Origin of the sequence: Pseudomonas sp. KBN12P06040 (assembly GCF_037574965.1) — a bacterium.
Lineage (GTDB): Bacteria > Pseudomonadota > Gammaproteobacteria > Pseudomonadales > Pseudomonadaceae > Pseudomonas > Pseudomonas aeruginosa.
Window position 1 is genome coordinate 4,384,251 of record NZ_JBBELS010000001.1, and the last position, 19,098, is coordinate 4,403,348.

At 65.1% G+C, this 19,098-nt stretch carries 15 protein-coding genes and 1 pseudogene; all 16 read right to left on the reverse strand.

Annotated features, from left to right (window positions below):
* Window positions 1-214 precede the first annotated feature (214 nt).
* Window positions 215-3,721: a glycosyltransferase gene (locus VQ067_RS20565; RefSeq protein WP_031686390.1), complete on the reverse strand. Its 3,507-nt coding sequence runs from the start codon at window positions 3,719-3,721 to the stop codon at window positions 215-217.
* Window positions 3,722-3,841: 120 nt separating this feature from the next.
* The gene (locus VQ067_RS20570; protein ID WP_015503346.1) at window positions 3,842-5,008 is read right to left on the reverse strand and encodes an FkbM family methyltransferase; all 1,167 of its coding nucleotides are present in this window, start codon (window positions 5,006-5,008) and stop codon (window positions 3,842-3,844) included.
* Window positions 5,005-5,619 carry an acetyltransferase gene (locus VQ067_RS20575; protein WP_003086429.1) on the reverse strand — a complete coding sequence of 205 codons (615 nt, stop codon included), beginning with the start codon at window positions 5,617-5,619 and terminating at the stop codon, window positions 5,005-5,007. Before VQ067_RS20575 ends, VQ067_RS20570 begins: the two co-directional genes overlap by 4 nt.
* On the reverse strand, window positions 5,616-6,746 hold the full coding sequence (locus tag VQ067_RS20580) for an aromatic ring-hydroxylating oxygenase subunit alpha (RefSeq protein WP_003158206.1): 1,131 nt from the start codon (window positions 6,744-6,746) through the stop codon (window positions 5,616-5,618). Before VQ067_RS20580 ends, VQ067_RS20575 begins: the two co-directional genes overlap by 4 nt.
* Window positions 6,747-6,763: 17 nt before the next feature.
* Window positions 6,764-7,396 (reverse strand): acetyltransferase, encoded by a 633-nt coding sequence (locus tag VQ067_RS20585; protein WP_033990266.1) that lies wholly within the window; start codon window positions 7,394-7,396, stop codon window positions 6,764-6,766.
* A gap of 10 nt (window positions 7,397-7,406) precedes the next feature.
* Window positions 7,407-8,174 carry an SDR family NAD(P)-dependent oxidoreductase gene (locus VQ067_RS20590; RefSeq protein ID WP_003086422.1) on the reverse strand — a complete coding sequence of 256 codons (768 nt, stop codon included), beginning with the start codon at window positions 8,172-8,174 and terminating at the stop codon, window positions 7,407-7,409.
* Window positions 8,175-8,199: 25 nt separating this feature from the next.
* Window positions 8,200-9,240, reverse strand: a complete 1,041-nt coding sequence (locus VQ067_RS20595) for a ketoacyl-ACP synthase III (RefSeq protein WP_003086420.1) — start codon at window positions 9,238-9,240, stop codon at window positions 8,200-8,202.
* A gap of 2 nt (window positions 9,241-9,242) precedes the next feature.
* The gene (locus tag VQ067_RS20600; RefSeq protein WP_003086419.1) at window positions 9,243-9,467 is read right to left on the reverse strand and encodes an acyl carrier protein; all 225 of its coding nucleotides are present in this window, start codon (window positions 9,465-9,467) and stop codon (window positions 9,243-9,245) included.
* A 54-nt stretch (window positions 9,468-9,521) separates the two neighbouring features.
* A pseudogene (locus tag VQ067_RS20605) lies at window positions 9,522-10,657 on the reverse strand (DegT/DnrJ/EryC1/StrS family aminotransferase).
* A 288-nt stretch (window positions 10,658-10,945) separates the two neighbouring features.
* Window positions 10,946-12,247 carry a flagellar hook-associated protein FlgL gene (gene flgL, locus VQ067_RS20610; RefSeq protein ID WP_003086414.1) on the reverse strand — a complete coding sequence of 434 codons (1,302 nt, stop codon included), beginning with the start codon at window positions 12,245-12,247 and terminating at the stop codon, window positions 10,946-10,948.
* A 38-nt stretch (window positions 12,248-12,285) separates the two neighbouring features.
* Entirely contained in the window at window positions 12,286-14,334 is a 2,049-nt protein-coding gene (gene flgK, locus VQ067_RS20615) for a flagellar hook-associated protein FlgK (protein WP_003086411.1), read from the reverse strand.
* 18 nt (window positions 14,335-14,352) lie between these two features.
* The gene (flgJ, locus tag VQ067_RS20620; RefSeq protein WP_340080888.1) at window positions 14,353-15,555 is read right to left on the reverse strand and encodes a flagellar assembly peptidoglycan hydrolase FlgJ; all 1,203 of its coding nucleotides are present in this window, start codon (window positions 15,553-15,555) and stop codon (window positions 14,353-14,355) included.
* 10 nt (window positions 15,556-15,565) lie between these two features.
* Window positions 15,566-16,675 carry a flagellar basal body P-ring protein FlgI gene (locus VQ067_RS20625; RefSeq protein ID WP_003082169.1) on the reverse strand — a complete coding sequence of 370 codons (1,110 nt, stop codon included), beginning with the start codon at window positions 16,673-16,675 and terminating at the stop codon, window positions 15,566-15,568.
* A gap of 11 nt (window positions 16,676-16,686) precedes the next feature.
* The gene (flgH, locus tag VQ067_RS20630) at window positions 16,687-17,382 is read right to left on the reverse strand and encodes a flagellar basal body L-ring protein FlgH (RefSeq protein ID WP_003082166.1); all 696 of its coding nucleotides are present in this window, start codon (window positions 17,380-17,382) and stop codon (window positions 16,687-16,689) included.
* A gap of 45 nt (window positions 17,383-17,427) precedes the next feature.
* Entirely contained in the window at window positions 17,428-18,213 is a 786-nt protein-coding gene (gene flgG / locus VQ067_RS20635; RefSeq protein ID WP_003082164.1) for a flagellar basal-body rod protein FlgG, read from the reverse strand.
* Window positions 18,214-18,259: 46 nt separating this feature from the next.
* Entirely contained in the window at window positions 18,260-19,009 is a 750-nt protein-coding gene (gene flgF / locus VQ067_RS20640; RefSeq protein ID WP_003082159.1) for a flagellar basal-body rod protein FlgF, read from the reverse strand.
* Window positions 19,010-19,098: the final 89 nt, after the last annotated feature.

The window sequence follows — 19,098 nt, forward strand, 5'->3', positions numbered from 1 at the left end:
CAAGGACGATATGTTTGCCTGAGCTTGCGACCTCGGGTGGGCATCGCCCAGGCACCCCTAAAGTTCGCATTCGTGATCTTTATCGGCGCTTCCCTGGGGAGCTTTAGGTTTTTTTTTGACCATCCTCGTTTTTCATGCATCGTCCCCGTCGGAGGGGTTCGCGCAAGGCCTCCCAAGCGCTGCGGACAGCGCGACGGAAAGCCCCGCCGGCCGCTCAGTCCGGCATCCAGGCACGATACCAGGCGCGCAAACGCTCGCCGTCGAGCATCCAATCCGCCAGCACCCGTTCGCGCAGGTGATCCCCTGCCCTGGCCGCGGCATCCAGGTCGCGGGTATGCATGCGGATCGCGTCCACCCAGTCGCGGAAACGGTTCTTCACCCGCGTCACCGGCAGATCGTCCTGGTAGCAGCGCACGTCGCTGCAGACCACCGGGAAACCGCAGGCGCCGTATTCCAGCAGGCGCAGATTGCTCTTGCACTCGTTGAACAGGTTCTGCTCCACCGGCGCCAGCGCCAGGTCGAGATCGAGAGCCGCCAATGCCCGCGGATAGCGTTCGATAGGCACCCCCGCATGCACTTCCCTGACGAAGGGACGGATGGACGGCGGGCACATGCCGAAGAACACCCAGTCGACTTCGTCGGCCAGTTCCCGGACCACATCGGCGATCAGTTCCAGATCGCCGGTATGGCTCGAGCCGCCCGCCCAACCGACACGTGGCCGCTCGCCGCGCCGCCGCTGCGCCCGCAGCCCCTGCCACCACCCCACCGGCAGGCGGTTCTCGATCACCCGGATATCCGGGTGGAGACCGGCGAAGGCCTCTGCCAGGGCCGGCGTCGACACCACGAAGCGGTCGACGTAACCCAGCCCGCGACGCAACGTGCGCAGGATGTCCTTCGGCAGGTGCTGGCGATGGGCGCTCTTGAGGGGCACGTTGGGCAGATAGTCGTCCAGCTCGTAGACCTTGAAGGCTCGCGAGAACGCCTGCATCCGCCGCATGGCCTCGAGACGCTCCTCGCCGACCTGGCGCTGCAGCACCAGTACGTCCGGGTCGTAGCGCTCCAGATCGGCCACGTGCATCAGGCCGATCGACAGCGCGCCATCGATGGATGCCGACTCGCGCAACGCGCTGAACGGCTGGATCACCCGGTAATGGCCGCAGCCGAACAGGTCGGCGGGGTGCGCCAGGACAGTGGGCAAGGGCCGCCACCCCTGCAACGGGCGCCAGGCCAGCTGCGGGTCGGCCAGCTTGAAACCGCCTTCGGCCTGCAACGAAAAGCCCGGGTTATAGGCGGGATCGCGTGCCAACAACGGTAGCCAGCGCGCGTACAGCGCATCTTCTTCCTCGACGCTCGCCGCCGTCGTGGCAGGCGCATCGAGCAACAGCCGCGCACGCGGCGTCCATACGTTCAGGTAGCCCGCCTGGACCGCCCGCAGGCAGATGTCGACATCGTCCCAGCGCGTCAGCGCCTCGTCGAAACCGCCCAATTCGAGGAACAACTCGCGGCGCATCAACAGGCATTCGCCAGCCACCGCCGAGTAGTTCTGGTCCACCTGCAGGCGCTGCAGGTAACCGGCGTCCTCGTGCGAACGCCCTTCGAAGGCCCGCCCGGCCGGTCCGCACAAACCGAGCAGCCAGCCGGCGTGGCAGACCCGTCCGTCCGCCGCCAGGAGCTTGGCGCCTACCGCGCCGACTTCCGGACGCTGGCCATGGTTGAGTAACTGCTGCAGCCAGTCCTTGTCGAGGATGCCGCTGCCGGCATCGAGCCAGAGCAGGAATTCGCCGCGCGCCCGGGACGCCGCCAGGTTGCGCAGAGCCCCACGGGACAACTGCCCATCGCCTCGCAGCACCCGCACCTGCTCGACACCCATGCCTTCGACGGCGAGCAGCCATTCGCGAACGTCGGCCGCTTCGCCACCCTGTTCCAGCAGAAGGATCTCGTAGTTGGGATAGGCGGTATTCTCCAGCACGGTTTCTACGCAACGCTGGAGCTGCGCCAGGCGCTCCCCGGCCAGCACCAGGATGCTGACCGGCGGTTGCCCGGCGTGGCCGTAGTCCAGCTCGTAGCGCCCCGGCAGCCGGCTTCCGACTGTCGCCTGCGCGTAGCCACGGGCACGCAGGTGGCCTTCGATCGCCGCACGCTCGGCGGTGCTGTCCTGCAGGCGCAGCGCTGGGCCAGACAGCAGTGGCTCGCTGATGTGTCCGATACAGCCCAGGCCCCGCTGCTCGACGAGACGCAACTGGTAGGCCAGCTCGAAAGCCTCGCCGGCGGTCTCGTCGAATCCGCCCGTGGCAAGCAGCGGCTCGCGGCGGAACAACCAGTGCCGGGACAGGCCGGCGGGGAAACTGAGCAGAAGGTCGAGATTCAGGTCCGGGCGCAACGCCGCGCCCAGCTCGCCGTCATCCAGGCGCATGAGTTCGTCGGCATACACCGCCTGGCAGCTCTCCGGTGCCGCCAGCAGGTCCAGCGCCGCCACCAGCAGGCCGCTGACAGTGAATTCGACGCCCGCTTCGACCAGGAGCAACCAGTCGGTATCAAGCCGGGCAAGCGCCTGGTTGATCGTCGGCACCGGCCCCACCTCTGGATCGAAGAGCATCGCTCCGTTCCGCGGACTCGTGCCCAGCGGCGCGAACAGGTGGCTCTCGACACGTGGATACGAATTGACGTGCTCCAGGCTCTGCAGGGTACGCTCCACGGCCTCGGTATCGCCGTGGGCATCGAGCACCAGCACCGCGAAGCGCGGCCCACCACCCTGCTCCTGCAGGAATCGATCGATCAGCACCTTCTGCACCGCATCCGGCCGCCGCGCCTCCAGCCAGGTCGACAGCGTGACGCTACCGAAGCCCGCCGCCCGCCTCAGCGCGGCGAGCAGGTTGACCGGCTTGAAGACACGGGCGTCCAGGCGGGTGATCGGTGCCACCCGGACGAAGCGGTTGTCGCCGGCCTGGCGATACCAACCCAGTTCGCGGATAGCCAGGCGGAAGTCGGCATGGCCCTGCTCGCCGATACCGGGCTGGTCACGCCCGATCTGGCTGAACTGCTGGCGGGAGACGCGGAAACGGGTCAGCGGCCGCGACAGGAACGCCAGGTCGCCACGCTGTAGCAACTGCGCACACATGGCCAGGTCGCCGATCCAGTCGATGGCCCGGCCGTTGAGCATCATCAGGCGCTCGCAGATCTGCAGCAGCGCATCGCGCCGGGCCATCAGGCAACTGGGTTCGCCGATGAAGTTGATGGTGTGGTCGGCGAGGAACGAGACCAGCTCGCGACCGTCGATCAGGACGTCGCCGGCGAACGGGAAGCAGGTCGCCAGGATGTCCGGCAGCGGCTGCCCTTCCTCGTCGATACGCAACCGCCGCGACGAGGCCAGGACCACGTTCGGCTCGCGCTCCATCGCTCCCACCAACGCCTCGACGCATTCGGGAAGCAACACGTCGTCGTCGTGGAGAAACTTGACGTACTCGCCCTCCGCCAGGCGGATGCCTTTCGCCGTGCTGCCCAGCTCGCCGAGGCGCGTCTCGTTACGGAAGTAGCGGATCGGGAACGCCGCGGAGGCGCGCTTCTGCTCGACCAGCGTGGCGATCCGCTCGTCGCTGCTGTCGTCGCAGATGATCAGCTCCAGGGCCGGATAGGTCTGCCCGAGCACGCTGTCGAGGGCGTCCTCGAAGTACTCCAGCTTGTAGGTCGGCATGACGATGCTGACACGAACGTTCGCGCTCATTGAGCCATTCCTGAGTAATTGGTGCAGCGCATGGTGATCGGAAGGGCCGGGCCATGGCCCTTCGTGTCGCCGCTCCCGGTCTCGACTCCCCGCGGCGGAGCATCTGCTCCGACGAGCGCGTCAGCGCCCTTCACGAAGAGCATCGGGCCAGTCGACATAGAGGATCGTGTCGTAGAAATACAGCGAGTAATGGCGCAGGCGCAGCCGGGCTCCCGCAGCGATCCCGTCGATCGCGGCGACGATGTCCAGCAGGTCCTGCACATGGTGGTAACAGGTGATGGCCATGCGCGGCCGGCACTCGTCGATCAGCCGCGCGGCCCCCCGCAGAACCCGTGCCTCATGGCCTTCCACATCCATTTTCAGCAAGGTCATGACATCGAGGACATCGTCGAGCCGCACGCACGGCACCTGCACGGTGCCGTCTATCTCGACCCTGCTTCCCATGGTGCCGTGGGCTGCGAATGCGAGATGGCCGCCGGTATCGGACACCGCCTGGTTATGCAGATGGAGACCGACACTTCCAGCAAGCGACGCATGCATGAGCCGGTAATTCGCCGGATCAGGCTCGAAGGCATGGATCGAAGCATATTCATGACGAGCCGCCAGCATGAACTTCTTCACCGTATCGCCATCGTAGGCACCGATATCCACGTAATGCTCGTCGCTTCGCAAGACGATCGGATGCTCGGGGCCCCGGTACAGGGAAAAGTATTCCTGCTCTCCCGGACACAACACGTCCAGCAACGCAGCGCGGTTGCCGTCCAAACGCAGGCGCATGATGGCTTCCAGGGTCTTCCGGCTTCGCTCGTCGGCCAGGCGCTCGCGCAGCGAGACGAACTCGGCGTGATGCTGCATCGCCAATTCGCGAGTCAGCGCGCCGGTCTGGTAGACCAAAGGAATATCCAGCAGGTAGAGAAGCTCGGGCAGATCGAGGGTGATGCATTGCGCAGTCTTCGCCAGGTGATCCAGCGTCAGCCAGGTAGGCAGCGAATAGGCACAATTCACCGCGGGTTTCCCTGCGTGGCATGGTTCCTTCAACTGGGCGGTAGGAATCACCTGGTCGAAACCATCGGGAACGCTATTGCTGGCGAAAAGCACATCGTCCACAGCAATCAGGCGAACCCCAGGCAGACGCTGTGACAAACCGGCAACCACCTGTGAGCGGAACACCCCTCCAAGATAGGAAGTAGGCACCAGCACCAATAGATATCCGCTCCGTTCGCATCGCGAAAGGAAGTCCGCCTGCGTCATATCGTTTCCCGCCATCATCGACAGCTCCCCGCTCATAGGATGCGTGCCCCATCGGGCATGAGTTCATCGTAAAAGGAGTAATTGGGTAGTTCCCGGGGAAGCCTGCCCGGCAACAACCATTCGCAGTGTCGCCCCACCCGGGTGTCGGCGAGCGCGACGCTGCCCGCACCCAGCGTGCTGCCCTGGCCGATCTCCACTCGCCGTCCCAACTGCACGCCAGCGAGCAGCGTGCTACAGGTTCCGACCCGGCAGTCCTCCTCCACCAGGACCTGCAGCTCCAGCCAACTGCCAGTGCCGATGCGGGCAGGACCGGCGAGCACGCAACCGGCGCCGACGAACACGTTGCCCAGCAGTCGCACGCCTTCGCCGACGATGGCCTGAGGCGAGACGATATCGAATAGCCGGTAGCCCGCCAGGCGGATATCCGCGATGAGCTTGTGGCGGGCGTAGTTCACCGCCCGCTCGTCCAGCGCCACGAATACTTCGCTTTCCGCAGCGGGGTAGCGTTCGAGCAGAGGCGCAATATCGAAGTTGTGTCGATCCGCAGCATTCAGCTCCAGGACCCGGTGTTCCAGTCCCCGTTCCCGCGCAGTACTGTCCGCCCGTTCGAGCGCGCGCCCTTCCCCGACGATGATCGCCTGCTTCATGCCCTCTCCCCCAGTACCTGCGCGCGATACCACAGGTGCTGGCGCACCAGCTGCACCTCGTAGTCGCCGTGCATGAACGGCGGCGAATGTGCGCCCAGCCCCTCCTGGAGGCGTTCCAGGACCAGGGTGTCCTCGCCGATCACGTTACGCTCGCCGCGAATCAGGGTGCTCAGCAAAGCGCTGAAATCGGTCTTCGGATCCTTGCGCCGGGCAGTCATCATCCACAGGTGGTAGTCGGTCTCGCCGGGTGCCACCGGATCGTACTGCTGGAGCAGGAAGTGCTCGCCACGGACGCTGCAGAAGTTCACGTTCGGGTAGATGAACCAGTTGTAGTAGGCGTGCTCGTCGCCGTAGCCCTCGCAGAGGTCGGAGAACCAGCTCTTGTAGGGCTGGATCGGCGCCTTGGTGGGGAAGCTCAGCGAACGCAGCTCCGGCGTTTCGCCTTCCTGCAGCAGGCGCAGCACCTCGGATGGCACCGCAGCCTCGCGTGCCAGACCGCGCACCGGGGCGGTCATCACCGGGAGGAAGGTCTTCGGATGGACGAAAGGAACATGGTTGTAGTCCTTCACGTTCTCCATGTTCAGCTTCCAGTTGTAGCGCACCTTGTGGCAGCTGTAGATCAGCCGCGTATCCAGGTGCGAGGAGACCTCCCGCAAGGTTTCCAGGAATCCATCGTCGAACTGCTCGCGCAGCGGCAGCGGGTCGTCCGCCAGGTTGACGAACAGCAGTTGCCCCACCTCTTCCAGGTGCAGCTTGCGCAAGCCGATCCGCGCCCGCTCCTCGGCGCTGAACTGGTACAGACTGGAGTTCGGAATGCCCTGTAGCTGCCCCTCGGCGCCGAACGACCAGGCATGGTACGGGCAGACCAGCGGTCGCTGGCCGGTGCATTCGGTCTGGATGGCCGACAGACGATGCGGACACTGGTTGAGAAAGGCCCGGATGCCGGACTCGGTACGCTGCACCACGACCGGCACGCCGGCGATCTTGCGGGTGAAGAACTGGTTGCGCTCGCGCACCATCGAACTGAAGCCGACGAAGATCCAGAGCCTGCCGAACAGCCTTTCGCGCTCCAGCGCGAGCGTCTGCGGCTCGGTGTAGTGCGCTGCGTCCAGCGCATGGCGAGTCATGTCCACATCCACAACCTTCACTTGCTGAAAATAACCCGGGCCGGATTGCCGACCACGGTCTGTCCGGCCGCCACGTCCTTGAACACCACCGCGCCCATGCCCACCACGGCGTCTTCGCCGATACTGACGTCGCGGGCGATCATCGCCCCGGAGTTGATCACCGCACGATCGCCCACCTTCACGTAGCCGGCCAGCAGACAGCGCGGGCCGATATGTACATAGTCACCGATGACCACGTCGTGGCCGAGCATGGTTTGCTGGTCGATGAAACCGTAGGCGCCGATACGGCAGTCCACGCCGCTGCTCACGTCGTAGCCGAAGAAGGTCGGGCCGTAGCTGGTCCGCACGCCAAGGGTGCAGCGGGTGCGGATAGCGACGAACTCGGCGCCCTTCGCCAGCAGGCATGCGACCTGCTTCTGGCGACTGAGCGGATCGCCGACCGCGGCGACGAACAGTTGGTCAGGCTCCGCGACGAAGCTCTCCGGATACCCGAGCCACGGGTAGTAGAGCGACTCCGCGACCGCTTCGGGGCCGCGCTCGTCGAGAAACCCGCCGATCACCCATTCGATGCCGTGACCGTAGTCGACCTGCAGCTGGGCCAGCACCTGACGCCCCAACCCACCGGCGCCGAGGATGATGATCCTCTTCATTGCATCGTCCTCAACTGATGGTCAGGCCGCCATCCATCACCAGGGTCGTGCCGGTCACCCAGCGGCTGGCATCGGAAAGCATGAAGATAGCGGCGTTGGCGATATCCTCGGGCTTGCCGAAGCCCATCGGGTGGTTGCTGCGTTGACCGTCCATCGAACCGACCGTCTGGGTGGCTGCATCCAGAAGCGGTGTTTCCACCAGTGATGGAGACAGGCAGTTAACCCGGATGTTGCGCTTCACCACTTCCATGGCCAGGCAGCGGGACATGGCGATCAGAGCGGCCTTGGTTCCCGAGTATGCCCCCACTCCGGCAACCCCGATGTGGGCGGCGATGGAAGCGATGAACAGGATCGAACCGCCGGGCGCTACCAGGTTGCGTTTGAGCAACGCCTGGGTAAGCAGCATCGGCGAGTCGACATTGATCGACTGGACTTCATGCAAGTGCGCTTCGGTCATCATCCGCACTGGACACAGACGGGAAATACCGGCGCTATGCACCAGTCCATGGATTTCGCTGTCGACAGCCGCTACCACCGCAGCGCGCTCCTCGGCTACCCGAAGATCGGCCTGGACAGCACGGTGCGGCAGCTCCGAGATCGACTGCAAGGTTGTCAGGCATCCATCCAGGCGGGTCTGGTCACGTCCGGTAACGATCAGCTCGGCGCCCATCCGCGCGCAGCTCTGCGCGATGGCCAGGCCCAGTCCGGAGCTGGCGCCGGTGACCAGGATGCGCCTGCCCGACAGGCTGAAGGGATTGAAGGAAGTCTCGTCGTTCACTTGGCTGATTCCGCGTTCAAGGCTCTCAGGATTCGATCAGGTCGGGGAACTTCGCCCCTTCGATATCCACCAGGCAGGTACCCCAGGACAGGCCGATACCGAAGCCGCAGAGCAACACGCGATTGCGGCCGGCCTCGAGTTCCCGGTTGATCCGCGCGGTCATGGTCACCGGCAGGGAGGCGCCGCTGGTGTTGCCGAAGTCGCGCAGGGTCGAAGGCACCTTCTCTACCGGCAGGCCGAGCTTCTTGCGGATGGTCTCGTTGATCATCCGGTTGGCCTGGTGGAAAACGAAGTAGTCCACTTCGTCCTTGCTCGCACCGGCATAGTCGAGCAGCTTTTCCACCGCCGGCGGTACGCGCTGGGTGGAGAAGCTGAGCACGGCGGTGCCGTCGAGCTGCAGGTCGATGGCACGGTGCCAATGGTCGTTCTCGTCCTCACGGAACGGCATCAGGTGCTGCACGCCGACCGGTTCGCGATGGCCGCCTACCGGCAGGATGATGGCCTTGTAGCCGCTGCCGTCGCTGTTCAGGTCGAAATGCATCGGCGGCGCGCCTTCGCAGAACTCCAGCGCCGTCGCGGTGCCCGCGTCGGAGAAGATCGGATCGTTGACACTGGCGCCGCGGTCGCCGACCAGCACAAGGCCCTTCTTCACCCCGCCGGCGGCAATCAGCGAACCCAGCAGGTTGAGGGCGAACGGATAGGCCGAGCAACCCAGGTTGACGTCGAAGGCCACGGTGGAATGCGGCAGCCCCAGGCGGTCCTGGAGGATGATCGCGGTAGCCGGCGCCAGGTAGTCGGGAGACTGGGTCACGACGATCAGCGCATCGACCTCCTCGCGCTTCCACTCCAGGCTTTCCAGCAGGCGCTCGGCGGCGTCGAAGGCCAGGTCGGAGAAGCACTGCCACTCCTGCGCCATGCGCCGCGTCTCGATGCCAATGTTGCGCACCAGGCGTTCGCGCTCGGCGCGCAACTGCGGCTTGCAGTCGGTCAGGTTGGAGATAACGCGCTTGGGGACGCAGGTCGCCATCCCGGCGAAACGGACGTTCTTCAGCGTGGATGTGGCCATGGTCAGAGTCCGAGCATCTGGTAGAGGTCGCCCACCGTGCGGGCCTTGATCAGGTCTTCGCCGGTGATGGTCTTGCCGTATTCCATGTCGAACATGACGATGACCCCGAGCGCGGCCAGCGAGTCCCATTCCGGCAGGTCTTCGAGCTGGGTGTCCATGCTGACCTCGACGGGATTCTGGAAATCGGTGGCGGAAAGGAAGTCTTCGATGAATTTTGCTTGGCTCATTTCTTGTCTACCTGAGTGAGGCGGTTGTTCATTCTGTTATCGGTCGCGACGGGCTCAACTTGATGCCCGCCGCCGCGGCATGGCGGCGGAAGCGATCAGGCCGGCGACGAACTCGACGTCTGCGGCGGCCAGCCCGGGATAGATCGGCAGGCACAGCACCCGCGAGGAAATCGACCGCGCCACCGGAAGATTGGCGGGCGCCGCCGAGGGCAGCGAATGGTACATGGGGAAGTCGCTGATGAGTGGGTAGAAGTAGCGCCGCACCAGCACATCCCTGTCGCGCAGGCGCTGGTACAGCTCGTCGCGCGAAAGCGGAAAATCGTCTTCCACCAGGATCGGGAAATAGGCGTTGTTGGCGAAGGTCTGGGTACCAGGCCGGAGGCACTGGATGCCAGGGACGCCGGCCAGCAGGCGCCGATAGCGCTCGGCGATCTCCCTGCGCTGCTCCAGGGCCTGGTCGACGTGCTTGAGTTGCAGCAGCCCGAAGGCAGCGCCGACCTCGTTGAGCTTGCCGTTGATGCCGGGCATGACCACCGTGACCTCGTCGACGAAGCCGAAATTCTTAAGGTGGTTGAGGCGTTGCCGGGTGTTTTCGTCCGAGCAGATGATCGCACCGCCCTCGAAGGTGTTGAACACCTTGGTGGCATGGAAGCTGAGGATGCTCAGGTCGCCGTGGCGCAGTACGCTGCCGCCGGCGTCGCGCACGGCGAAGGCATGCGCGGCATCGTAGATGACCTTCAGGTGGTGGATATCGGCGATCCGCTGGATCGCCTCGACATCGCAGGGGTTGCCGTAGCAATGCACCGGCAGGATCGCGGTGGTCTGCGGGGTGATCGCCGCCTCGATCCGCGACGGGTCGAGATTCATGGAGTCCTGGTCGATGTCCACGAAGATCGGCTTGAGCCCGTTCCACAGCAGCGCGTGGCTGGTGGCGACGAAGGAGTACGGCGTGGTGATCACCTCGCCGGTCACCCGCAATGCCTGCAGCGCGGTGATGAGCGCCAGGGTGGCGTTGGCGAAGAGCACGATGTGCTTCACCCCCAGGTACTCGCACAGGGCCTCTTCCAACGCATGGTGCATGTCGCCCCGTTGGTCAGGAAACGGCTCTCCCAGATCTTTTCCAAGTAGGGGATGAACTCTTCCAGGGGCGGCAGCAGCGGGCTGGTGACCGGGATCGTCTTGTTGTTCATGTAGGGCCCTGATGAATGGATACTCAGGCGAGTAAAGGGCGAAAAACCCGAGCACGCCACTCTATGCAAGGCCCGTACCCAAAGAGCTTGATGCAGGTCAAAGCCCCTGGTCGCGCGGCCCCTGGCTGTTCCACAGGCGCTGCGGCGCGAATCGGCAGTCAAACTTCTGACAAATTCTCCCGTGTTTCCGTAGACCTTGCGGAACATACCCTCCAGCGACACAGGTACAGTCCCTGCGAACGAAAAGGCCCATGACGGAGTCATGGGCCCTGTTCCACAGAGGGACTGTCACTTCAGGTAGTTGAACAGGCTCAACCCCTGGATCTTCACGTAGCTCTGCTGCGCGGCATCCATGATGGTGGACTGCAACGACAGCCGCGACAACGCCTCGGCGTAGTCCAGGTCCTGGATCTGCGACATCACCGACGCATTCACCAGCTTCACATCGTCGATGAAGGTCTCGGTGCTTTCCACGGTATTCAGGCGCGCGCCGATCTTGCCCTGGCCACCATCCACGGCGGCAGCCACGGCGGAGAGGTTGGTCAGGGCCACCGCCGTCGCATCGCGGATGGCGTCGTTGCCGGCCTGGTTGTCGGTGGAGCTTTCCAGGGCCTTGCGCAGGTCCGACACCACGTTCAGCAGGCTGCGCTTCTCGCTGCCCGGCTTGTAGTTGACGTTGAACTCGTCGCCCGCCTTCGGCGTGCCGTCGATCGTCACGCTGACACCGGCGTAGAGCACCTTGTCGATGGTCTTCGGGTCGTCGTCGATGGCGCCCTTGGACAATTGCCAGGCCGGCGGCGAATTCGGATCGTAGGTGGTCCAGTCATAGCCCGGAGGCAGGCTCTTCGGATCGTAGACCACATACTCCTTGTCGCTGACGAAGTGGATGTTGAAGCCGTCGGTTGCCGCAGGCGGGTTGCTCGCCGGGAACTGGCTGTCGAAGGCCAGCTCGTCCTCGACCAGGCCGACCGAGATGCGACCGTCGCCGGTATTGCCAGCCGCCGCCTTGGTATCGAGACGAGCGGCATTGACGATGTCCTCGAACAGCACCTTGCCGCTGTCGCTGACCGGAATCCGCGTGCTGCTGGCGATCTGCACCTCGCGCTGGCTCTCGTCGCCCATGTAGCTGTAGGTGCCGTCCTCGTTGCGCACGAACGGCTGCACCGAGCCCTGGGACCCGGAAAACAGGTATTTGCCACTCGCGTCGCGGCTGTTGAGCAGGTTCAGCAACTCGTCCTCGCGCTGGCGCAACTCGCTGGCCAGCGACTTCTTGTCATTGGAGTCCAGTGCGCCGTCGCCGGCCTGGCCGGCGATCTCGCGGATGCGCTGGAGGACGTTGCCGACCGAACGGAGGATGGTTTCCTCCTGGCTCAGGCTGTTCTTCGCCTCGGTCATGCCGGTCTTGTACTGCTCGTTCAACCCCTGTTCCTGGTCCAGGCGCAACAGGCGTACCGAACCGACCGGGTCGTCCGCCGGGGTCAGGATGCGCTTGCCGGTGCTGATCTGCTCGAAGGTACGGTTCAGGTCCGCGTAGTTGCGGGAAATCCCGTTGACCGAGTTGTTGAAGGCCTGGATGGTGGAAATGCGCATGGTGGCGGTCTCGCTGGCTTAGGCCCCGTCGAGAGAACTCAACGGAACGCTCCAATCAGGGTATCGAACAAAGTGCGGGCAACTTGAATCACCTGGGCCGAGGCACCGTAGTACTGCTGGAACTGGATCAGGTTGGCCGCCTCTTCGTCGAGGCTCACCCCGGACAACGAATCGCGGCTGTCCTGGGCCTGCTTCAGCACCGTGGCGCTGGCCTCGCTGCTGGCACGCACCTGGGCGGTCAGGGTGCCGACCCGCTCGACCAGGCCACCATAGGCCTCGTTGTAGGTGGAACCGGTGTTGTCGGTGCCGCCGACGGTCGGCTTGGTCTGCAGGGCCAGCAGGTTGAGAGCGTTGCGGTTGTCGGAAATGCCCTTGTCGTTGAAGCCCAGCTTGAAGCTGTCGGAGTTCTGCGGTACGCCGCTGAGCTCGAATTCGTAGCTGTATTTCTGCCCGCTCGGGTCGGTGAACGCCATGCGCACGGTATTGGTATTGCCGCTGGTCAGCGTCGGGCTGCCGGTCAGGGCGTTACCGTCCTTGTCGACGTAGCTCCAGCCGGCCGGCAACGGCGAGGACAGGGTATAGGTCTTGCCGTCGGCGCTGAGCGTCGCGCCCAGGCTGATCCCGTTGGGCCCGAACGCGCCCTGTAGCACCGCCGGGTCCACCGGCGACGGACCGCTGGTGAGGGTCGGCGCGCCGATCTTGCCGGTGCCGCGGTTTTCGGTGGTCGATTCGGTACGCGCGGTACCGGCGAACGCCAGTTGCGAGGCATTCTTCAGCGTCGCCTCGATATCCGCCGCGCCACGCCGGGTCGGCTGCAGGGTGAAGCGGTCGCCGGCAGCCGGGAGCTGGTCGAGGGTCAGGTTGAAGCCCTGGTCGATGCCGTTGGCATCCTTGAACGAGAGGGTGTAGGGACCGGTACCGCTGACCGTGACCTGCATGCTTGCGTCGTCGCCCAGGCGCCGCGCGGTGAAATTGGTGCCGTCGAAGTCCAGGCGGAAATCGCTGGAATTCAGCTTGCTGGTATCGGTGATGTTCAGGTTGGCGTGGACATTGCCGGTGTTGCCGTTCTTCGCCAGGACCCGCAGCGCGGTGATGTCCGGATCGTTGATGTCGCCGAACAGGTTGGCGCCGGCCTTGCCGGCCAGGTCGAGGCCCTGCCCCAACTGCTTGTTGATGGTATCGGCGAGGGTGATCGCCAACTGCCCGAGCTTGTTGTAGCTGCTGTCCAGGGCGCTGTTGCGGTAGGCCAGCAAGCCACCCATCTCGCCGCCGGACACCAGGCCGGTGACGTTCTGTATGGAGTTGCCGTTGCTCAGTTGCACCTGGTAGCGGGTCGGGTCATCCAGCCCGGGCACCACGCTCAGGGTCGACACGGTATTGCCCACCACCAGCGGCTGGCCGCTACCGATGAACAGGCTGACGCTGTTGTCGTCCTGGGTGACCGCGGTCACCCCGATCATCTCGGACAGCTTGCGCACGGCTTCGTCGCGCGCATCCATCAGGTCGTTGGGCACCGCGCCCGCCGACTTGGCCTTGGCGATGGCATCGTTGTAGCTGGCCACGCTCTGTGACAGATGGTTGACCTGCGAAGCCAGCGCGCCCAGTTGCTGGTTGATCAGGCTGTTCTGCTTGTCCAACTGGTCATAGAGGGTATTGAAGGTCTTGCCCAGCCCCTCGGCCTGGGCAAGCACTGCCTCGCGCGCTTCGGTCGAGGAGGGATTGTTGGCGGCGGCCTGCAGTGCGGCGAAGAAGCGCTGCATGGCCGGGCTGACGCCGGTGGTGGTGTTGGACAACAGGCCGTCGAGCTGCTCGATCTGGCTACGGAATGCGCTCAACTCGCTGTTCTGGCTGGTGGCGTTGCGCAACTGGCCGGTGAGGAAGTCACTGGCCAGGCGGCGCACGTCGACGATCTGGCTGCCCGAGCCCATGTAGCCGGCACCGCTGAACTGCGGGACCTGGGTCTGCTGGATGGCATCCTGGCGGCTGTAGCCCGGCGTCTTGACGTTGGTGATGTTGTGCCCGGTGATGGTCAGCCAGGTCTGGCTGGTGCCGAGGCCGGACAGGCCTATCGAGAGTAGGTCGGACATGGGTCAGTTCCTCCTTGCTCAACCCAGAGGCGGCGTGCCGGCGGCGGCGACGGCCTGGTAGGTCTGCATCTGTCTGGCGATCTGCGCCACCTTGCGGGCGTACTGCGGATCGGTGGCGTAGCCGGCGCGCTGCAGTTCCTGCATGAAGCGCTCGGGGTTGGCGGCGCTGTCCAGGGCGTTCTGGTAGCGGTCGTTGCCCTGGAGGAAGCTGACGTAGTCGTGGAAGCTCTGCTCGAACGACGAGTAGGAGCGGAACGCCGCGACCTCCTTGACCGCCTTGCCGCCTTCGTATTCGGTGGTGAGGGCGCGCGCCGAGGCACCATCCCAGCGGCTGCCGGTCTTGATGCCGAACAGGTTGTGGCTGCTGCCGCCATCCTGCTGGCGGATGATCGATTTACCCCAGCCGGTCTCCAGCGCGGCCTGGGCCACCAGGTAGCGGGCATCGACGCCGATCCGCTCGGCGGCCTTCTGGGCCATCGGCAGCATGGTGGCGATGAATTCGTCGGCGGAGGCGAACATCGACTTGCCCCTGGCCAGCGGCGGCTGGGCGATGCGCCGGCTGCCCTGGCTGTCGACGCCATCGGTGGAGAAACCGCGGCGGCTCGCCGCCGGGTAGCTCTGCGCCGGCAGGTAGCTGTCCTGGCCCAGGCTCTGCATCTGGCTGGCGGCCGGCGAGGCGGAGGGAACGATGCCGGCGAGCATGCGCTCGGCCAGCTTGCCCGGCAGCGCCAGGCGCCGCTGGTTGAGCAGCTTCGAGTCGTCGCGGCCGGCTTCCGGCATCGGCAGGGCCTTGCCGGCCTGCGCGCTGGGGTTGCTCGGCCAGCGACCGGCGCCGTTCTCGGCGACCCGGGCGAACGGGTTCTCGCCGTTGCCCCTGGAGCCTTGCTTCATCTTCGACAACTGGCGCACCAGCACGTCGGCCAGGCCGATGCCGCCGGCATTCTTCGACAGGCTCACCGACAGTTGCTGGTCGTACATGTCCTGGTACTGCTTGGTGGTCTGGCTGTTCATGAAATTGCCGTCGCCCAGCGCTTCGTTGGCCGAACGCATGGACTTGAGCATCTCGTTGAGGAACAGCGATTCGAATTCCTGGGCGACCTTGCGGATGTTCGCCTCGCCGTCGCGGTCCTTGCCGACCTTGAGCTGGTTGAGGCGGTTGAGATCGGTATAGGAGCCGCTGTCGTGGCCTACGCCGATACCGCTGAGCAAACGGGAATCCATGGCGTCGTCCTCAGATCACGATCAGGTCGGCCTGCAACGCGCCGGCCTGCTTCAGGGCTTCGAGGATCGCCATCAGGTCGCTCGGCGCGGCGCCGACCTGGTTCACCGCGCGGACGATATCGTCCAGGGTGGTGCCGGGACCGAACTTGAACATCGGCTTGGTCTCCTCCTCGGCGTTCACCCGCGAGCGCGGCACCACCGCGGTCTGGCCGTTGGAGAAGGCACCGGGCTGGCTGACGATCGGGTCTTCGGTGATGCTCACGGTCAGGCTGCCGTGGGTGACGGCGGCCGGCGATACCTTGACGTTCTGGCCGATGACGATGGTGCCGGTGCGCGAATTGATGATGACCTTGGCCACCGCCTCGCCCGGCTGCACGTCGAGGTTCTCCAGGATCGACAGGTAGTCGACTCGCTGGTTCGGGTCGAGCGGCGCGCTGACCCGCACCGAGCCGCCGTCCACCGCATGGGCGACGCCCGGACCGAGCAGTTCGTTGATGCGGTCGACGATGCGCTTGGCAGTGGTGAAGTCCGGGCGGTTGAGGTTCAGCGTCAGGCTGTTGCCCTGGTCGAAGCCGCTCGGCACCGCGCGCTCGACGGTGGCGCCGGCCGGGATACGTCCGGCGGACGGTACGTTGACGGTGATCTTCGAGCCGTCGCGGCCTTCGGCGTCGAAGCCGCCGACCACCAGGTTGCCCTGGGCGACCGCGTAGACCTGGCCGTCGATACCTTTCAGCGGAGTCATCAGCAGGCTGCCGCCGCGCAGGCTCTTGGCGTTGCCGATGGACGACACGGTGACGTCGATCGGCTGGCCCGGCTTGGCGAACGGCGGCAGGTCGGCATGCACCGATACCGCGGCGACGTTCTTCAACTGCACGTTGCCGACGTTGGCCGGCACCTTGATGCCGAACTGCGCCAGCATGTTGTTGAAGGTCTGCAGGGTGAACGGCGTCTGCGTGGTCTGGTCGCCACTGCCGCTCAGGCCGACCACCAGGCCATAGCCGATCAACTGGTTGGTCCGCACGCCCTGGATGCTGGCGATATCCTTCAACCGCTCGGCCTGGGCCGCGCCGGCGGCCAGGAGCAGCGCGGCGAGGGCCAGCAGGTGCTTGAACTTGGTCATCGCGAGCGTCCTCAGAACGGCCACAGCGGGCTGAGGAAGAAGCGGTCCAGCCAGCCCGGCTGACTGGCATCGGCGAAAGCGCCGGTGCCGGAATAGGTGATCCGGGCGTCGGCCACGCGGGTCGAGGACACGGTGTTGTCGGTGGCGATATCGTCGGCACGGACCAGGCCGGCGATGCGCACCAGCTCGTTGCCGGTGTTCAGGGTCATCCACTTCTCGCCGCGCACGGAGAGGATGCCGTTGGGCAGCACCTCGGCCACGGTCACGGTGATCGAGCCGGTCAGGCTGTTGCTCTGCCCCGCCTGGCTGTCGCCCTTGGCGTCGCGCGAGCCGCCGTATTCGGCGCTGAGGCTGAGGTCGCCGCCGCCGATCGGGTTGTTGGTGGTCATGCCGCTGCCGAACAGCGAGGTCAGCCCCATCTTGGTCTTGCTGTCCTTCTGGATATCGGAGTTGGCTTTCTTGCTCGCCTGGGTCTTCTCGTTGAGGGTGATGGTAATGATGTCGCCCACGCGGAAGGCCTTGCGGTCGTCGTAGAGGTTCTGCTCGAAACCGGCCTGGTAGATCGCGCCGTTGTTCTGCGCGGCGGGCAGCGGGGTGCGCGGCAGCACCGGCGCGTAGTACGGATCGTTCGGCTTCGGCGGTGGATTGACGCAACCGCCCAGGGCGGTGGCGATGCCAAGCAGGGAGACGATCATCAGCCGGTTCATATCAAGCTACCTCGCGGCGTACAGCCAGGGCCCGGTCAGGGCCCGTCAAAGATTCTGGGTGACGAAGGACAACATCTGGTCGGCGGTGGAGATGACCTTGGAGTTCATCTCGTAGGCGCGCTGGGTGGTGATCATGTTCACCAGTTCCTCGACCACGTTGACGTTGGAGTTTTCCAGGGTGTTCTGGGCAACCGTGCCGAGGCCGTTGAGACCCGGCGTACCGACCTGCGGCGCGCCGCTGGAGCCGGTTTCCAGGAACAGGTTGTTGCCGATGGCCTGCAGGCCGGCCGGGTTGATGAAGTCGGCGGTCTGGATGTTGCCGATCACCTGCGGCTGGGCGTTGCCGGTGGTGGTCACCGAGACGGTGCCGTCCTGGCCGACGGTGAAGGTCTGGGTCTCGTTGGGCACCACGATCGCCGGCTCCAGGGCGAAGCCGTTGGAGGTGACGATCTGCCCGTCGGAGTTCAGGTGGAAGCTGCCGTCGCGGGTGTAGGACACGGTCCCGTCCGGCAGCAGGACCTGGAAGAAGCCGCGCCCGTTGACCGCCATGTCCAGCGGCTGCTCGGTGGTCTGCAGGCTGCCCGGGGTGAAGATCTTCTGGGTGCCGACGACGCGCACACCGGTACCCAGTTGCAGGCCCGAAGGCAGCTCGCTGTCCTGGGTCGACTGGCCGCCCGGCTGGCGCCGGATCTGGTACAGCAGGTCCTGGAACTCCGCGCGGTCGCGCTTGAAGCCGGTGGTGGATACGTTGGCCAGGTTGTTGGAAATGGTGGTCAGGTTCATGTCCTGGGCGGACAGACCGGTCTTGCTGACCCACAGTGCCGATAACATCGTCGTGCTCCTCGGGTGCCGGTTTTATGGCACCACGCTCAAGTGATTAGCTGATTTGCAAAACCCGCGCCATGGCCGCCGAATCGTCCTCGGCGGTGCGCATCATCTTCACGTGCAGCTCGAATTGACGGGACAGCGAGAGGATCGCGGTCATCTCTTCCACCGCGTTCACGTTGCTGCTTTCCAGGAAACCGGAGACCACCTTCACGTTGGCGTCGGCCAGCGGCGCCTGCTCGCCCGGCTGCGGCTTGTAGTGCAGCAGGCCGTCGGTACCCTTCTCCATCTGCTTCAGGTTCGGGTTGACCAGCTTGATCCGGTCCACCACGGCGACCACGTTGGGGTTCTCGCCAAGGGCGCGGATGCTGATGGTGCCGTCCTGGCCGATCTCCACCTTTTCCTCCGGCGGCACGGCGATCGGCCCACCGTTGCCGAGCACCGGCAAGCCGTCGCCGGTGCGCAGCATGCCGAGGGCGTCGATATGCATGCCGGCGGTACGCACGTAGGCCTCGCTGCCATCCGGCGCCTGGACCGCGACGAAGCCGTCGCCGTCGATGGCGATGTCCAGCTCGTTGCCGGTTTCCTGGAGGCTGCCATGGCTGAAATCGGTACCGGGCCGCTCGCTCATGGCGAATACCCGCGCCGGGAAGCTGTCGCCGAACACCTGCATCGAACGCGCCTGCTCGAAGTCGCGACGAAAGCCGCTGGTCGAGATGTTCGCCAGGTTGTTGGCATGAGCGCGCATCGCCAGGGTGTTCTGGCTGGCCCCGCTCATGGAGACGTACAGCATCTTGTCCATCGAATCCTCCAGGCACCGGCACAATCCGCCGGGCTTTCTTGCAGGTTATCCAGCAAGCGCCGTGCCAGAATTCGAAAAACAAATTAAGT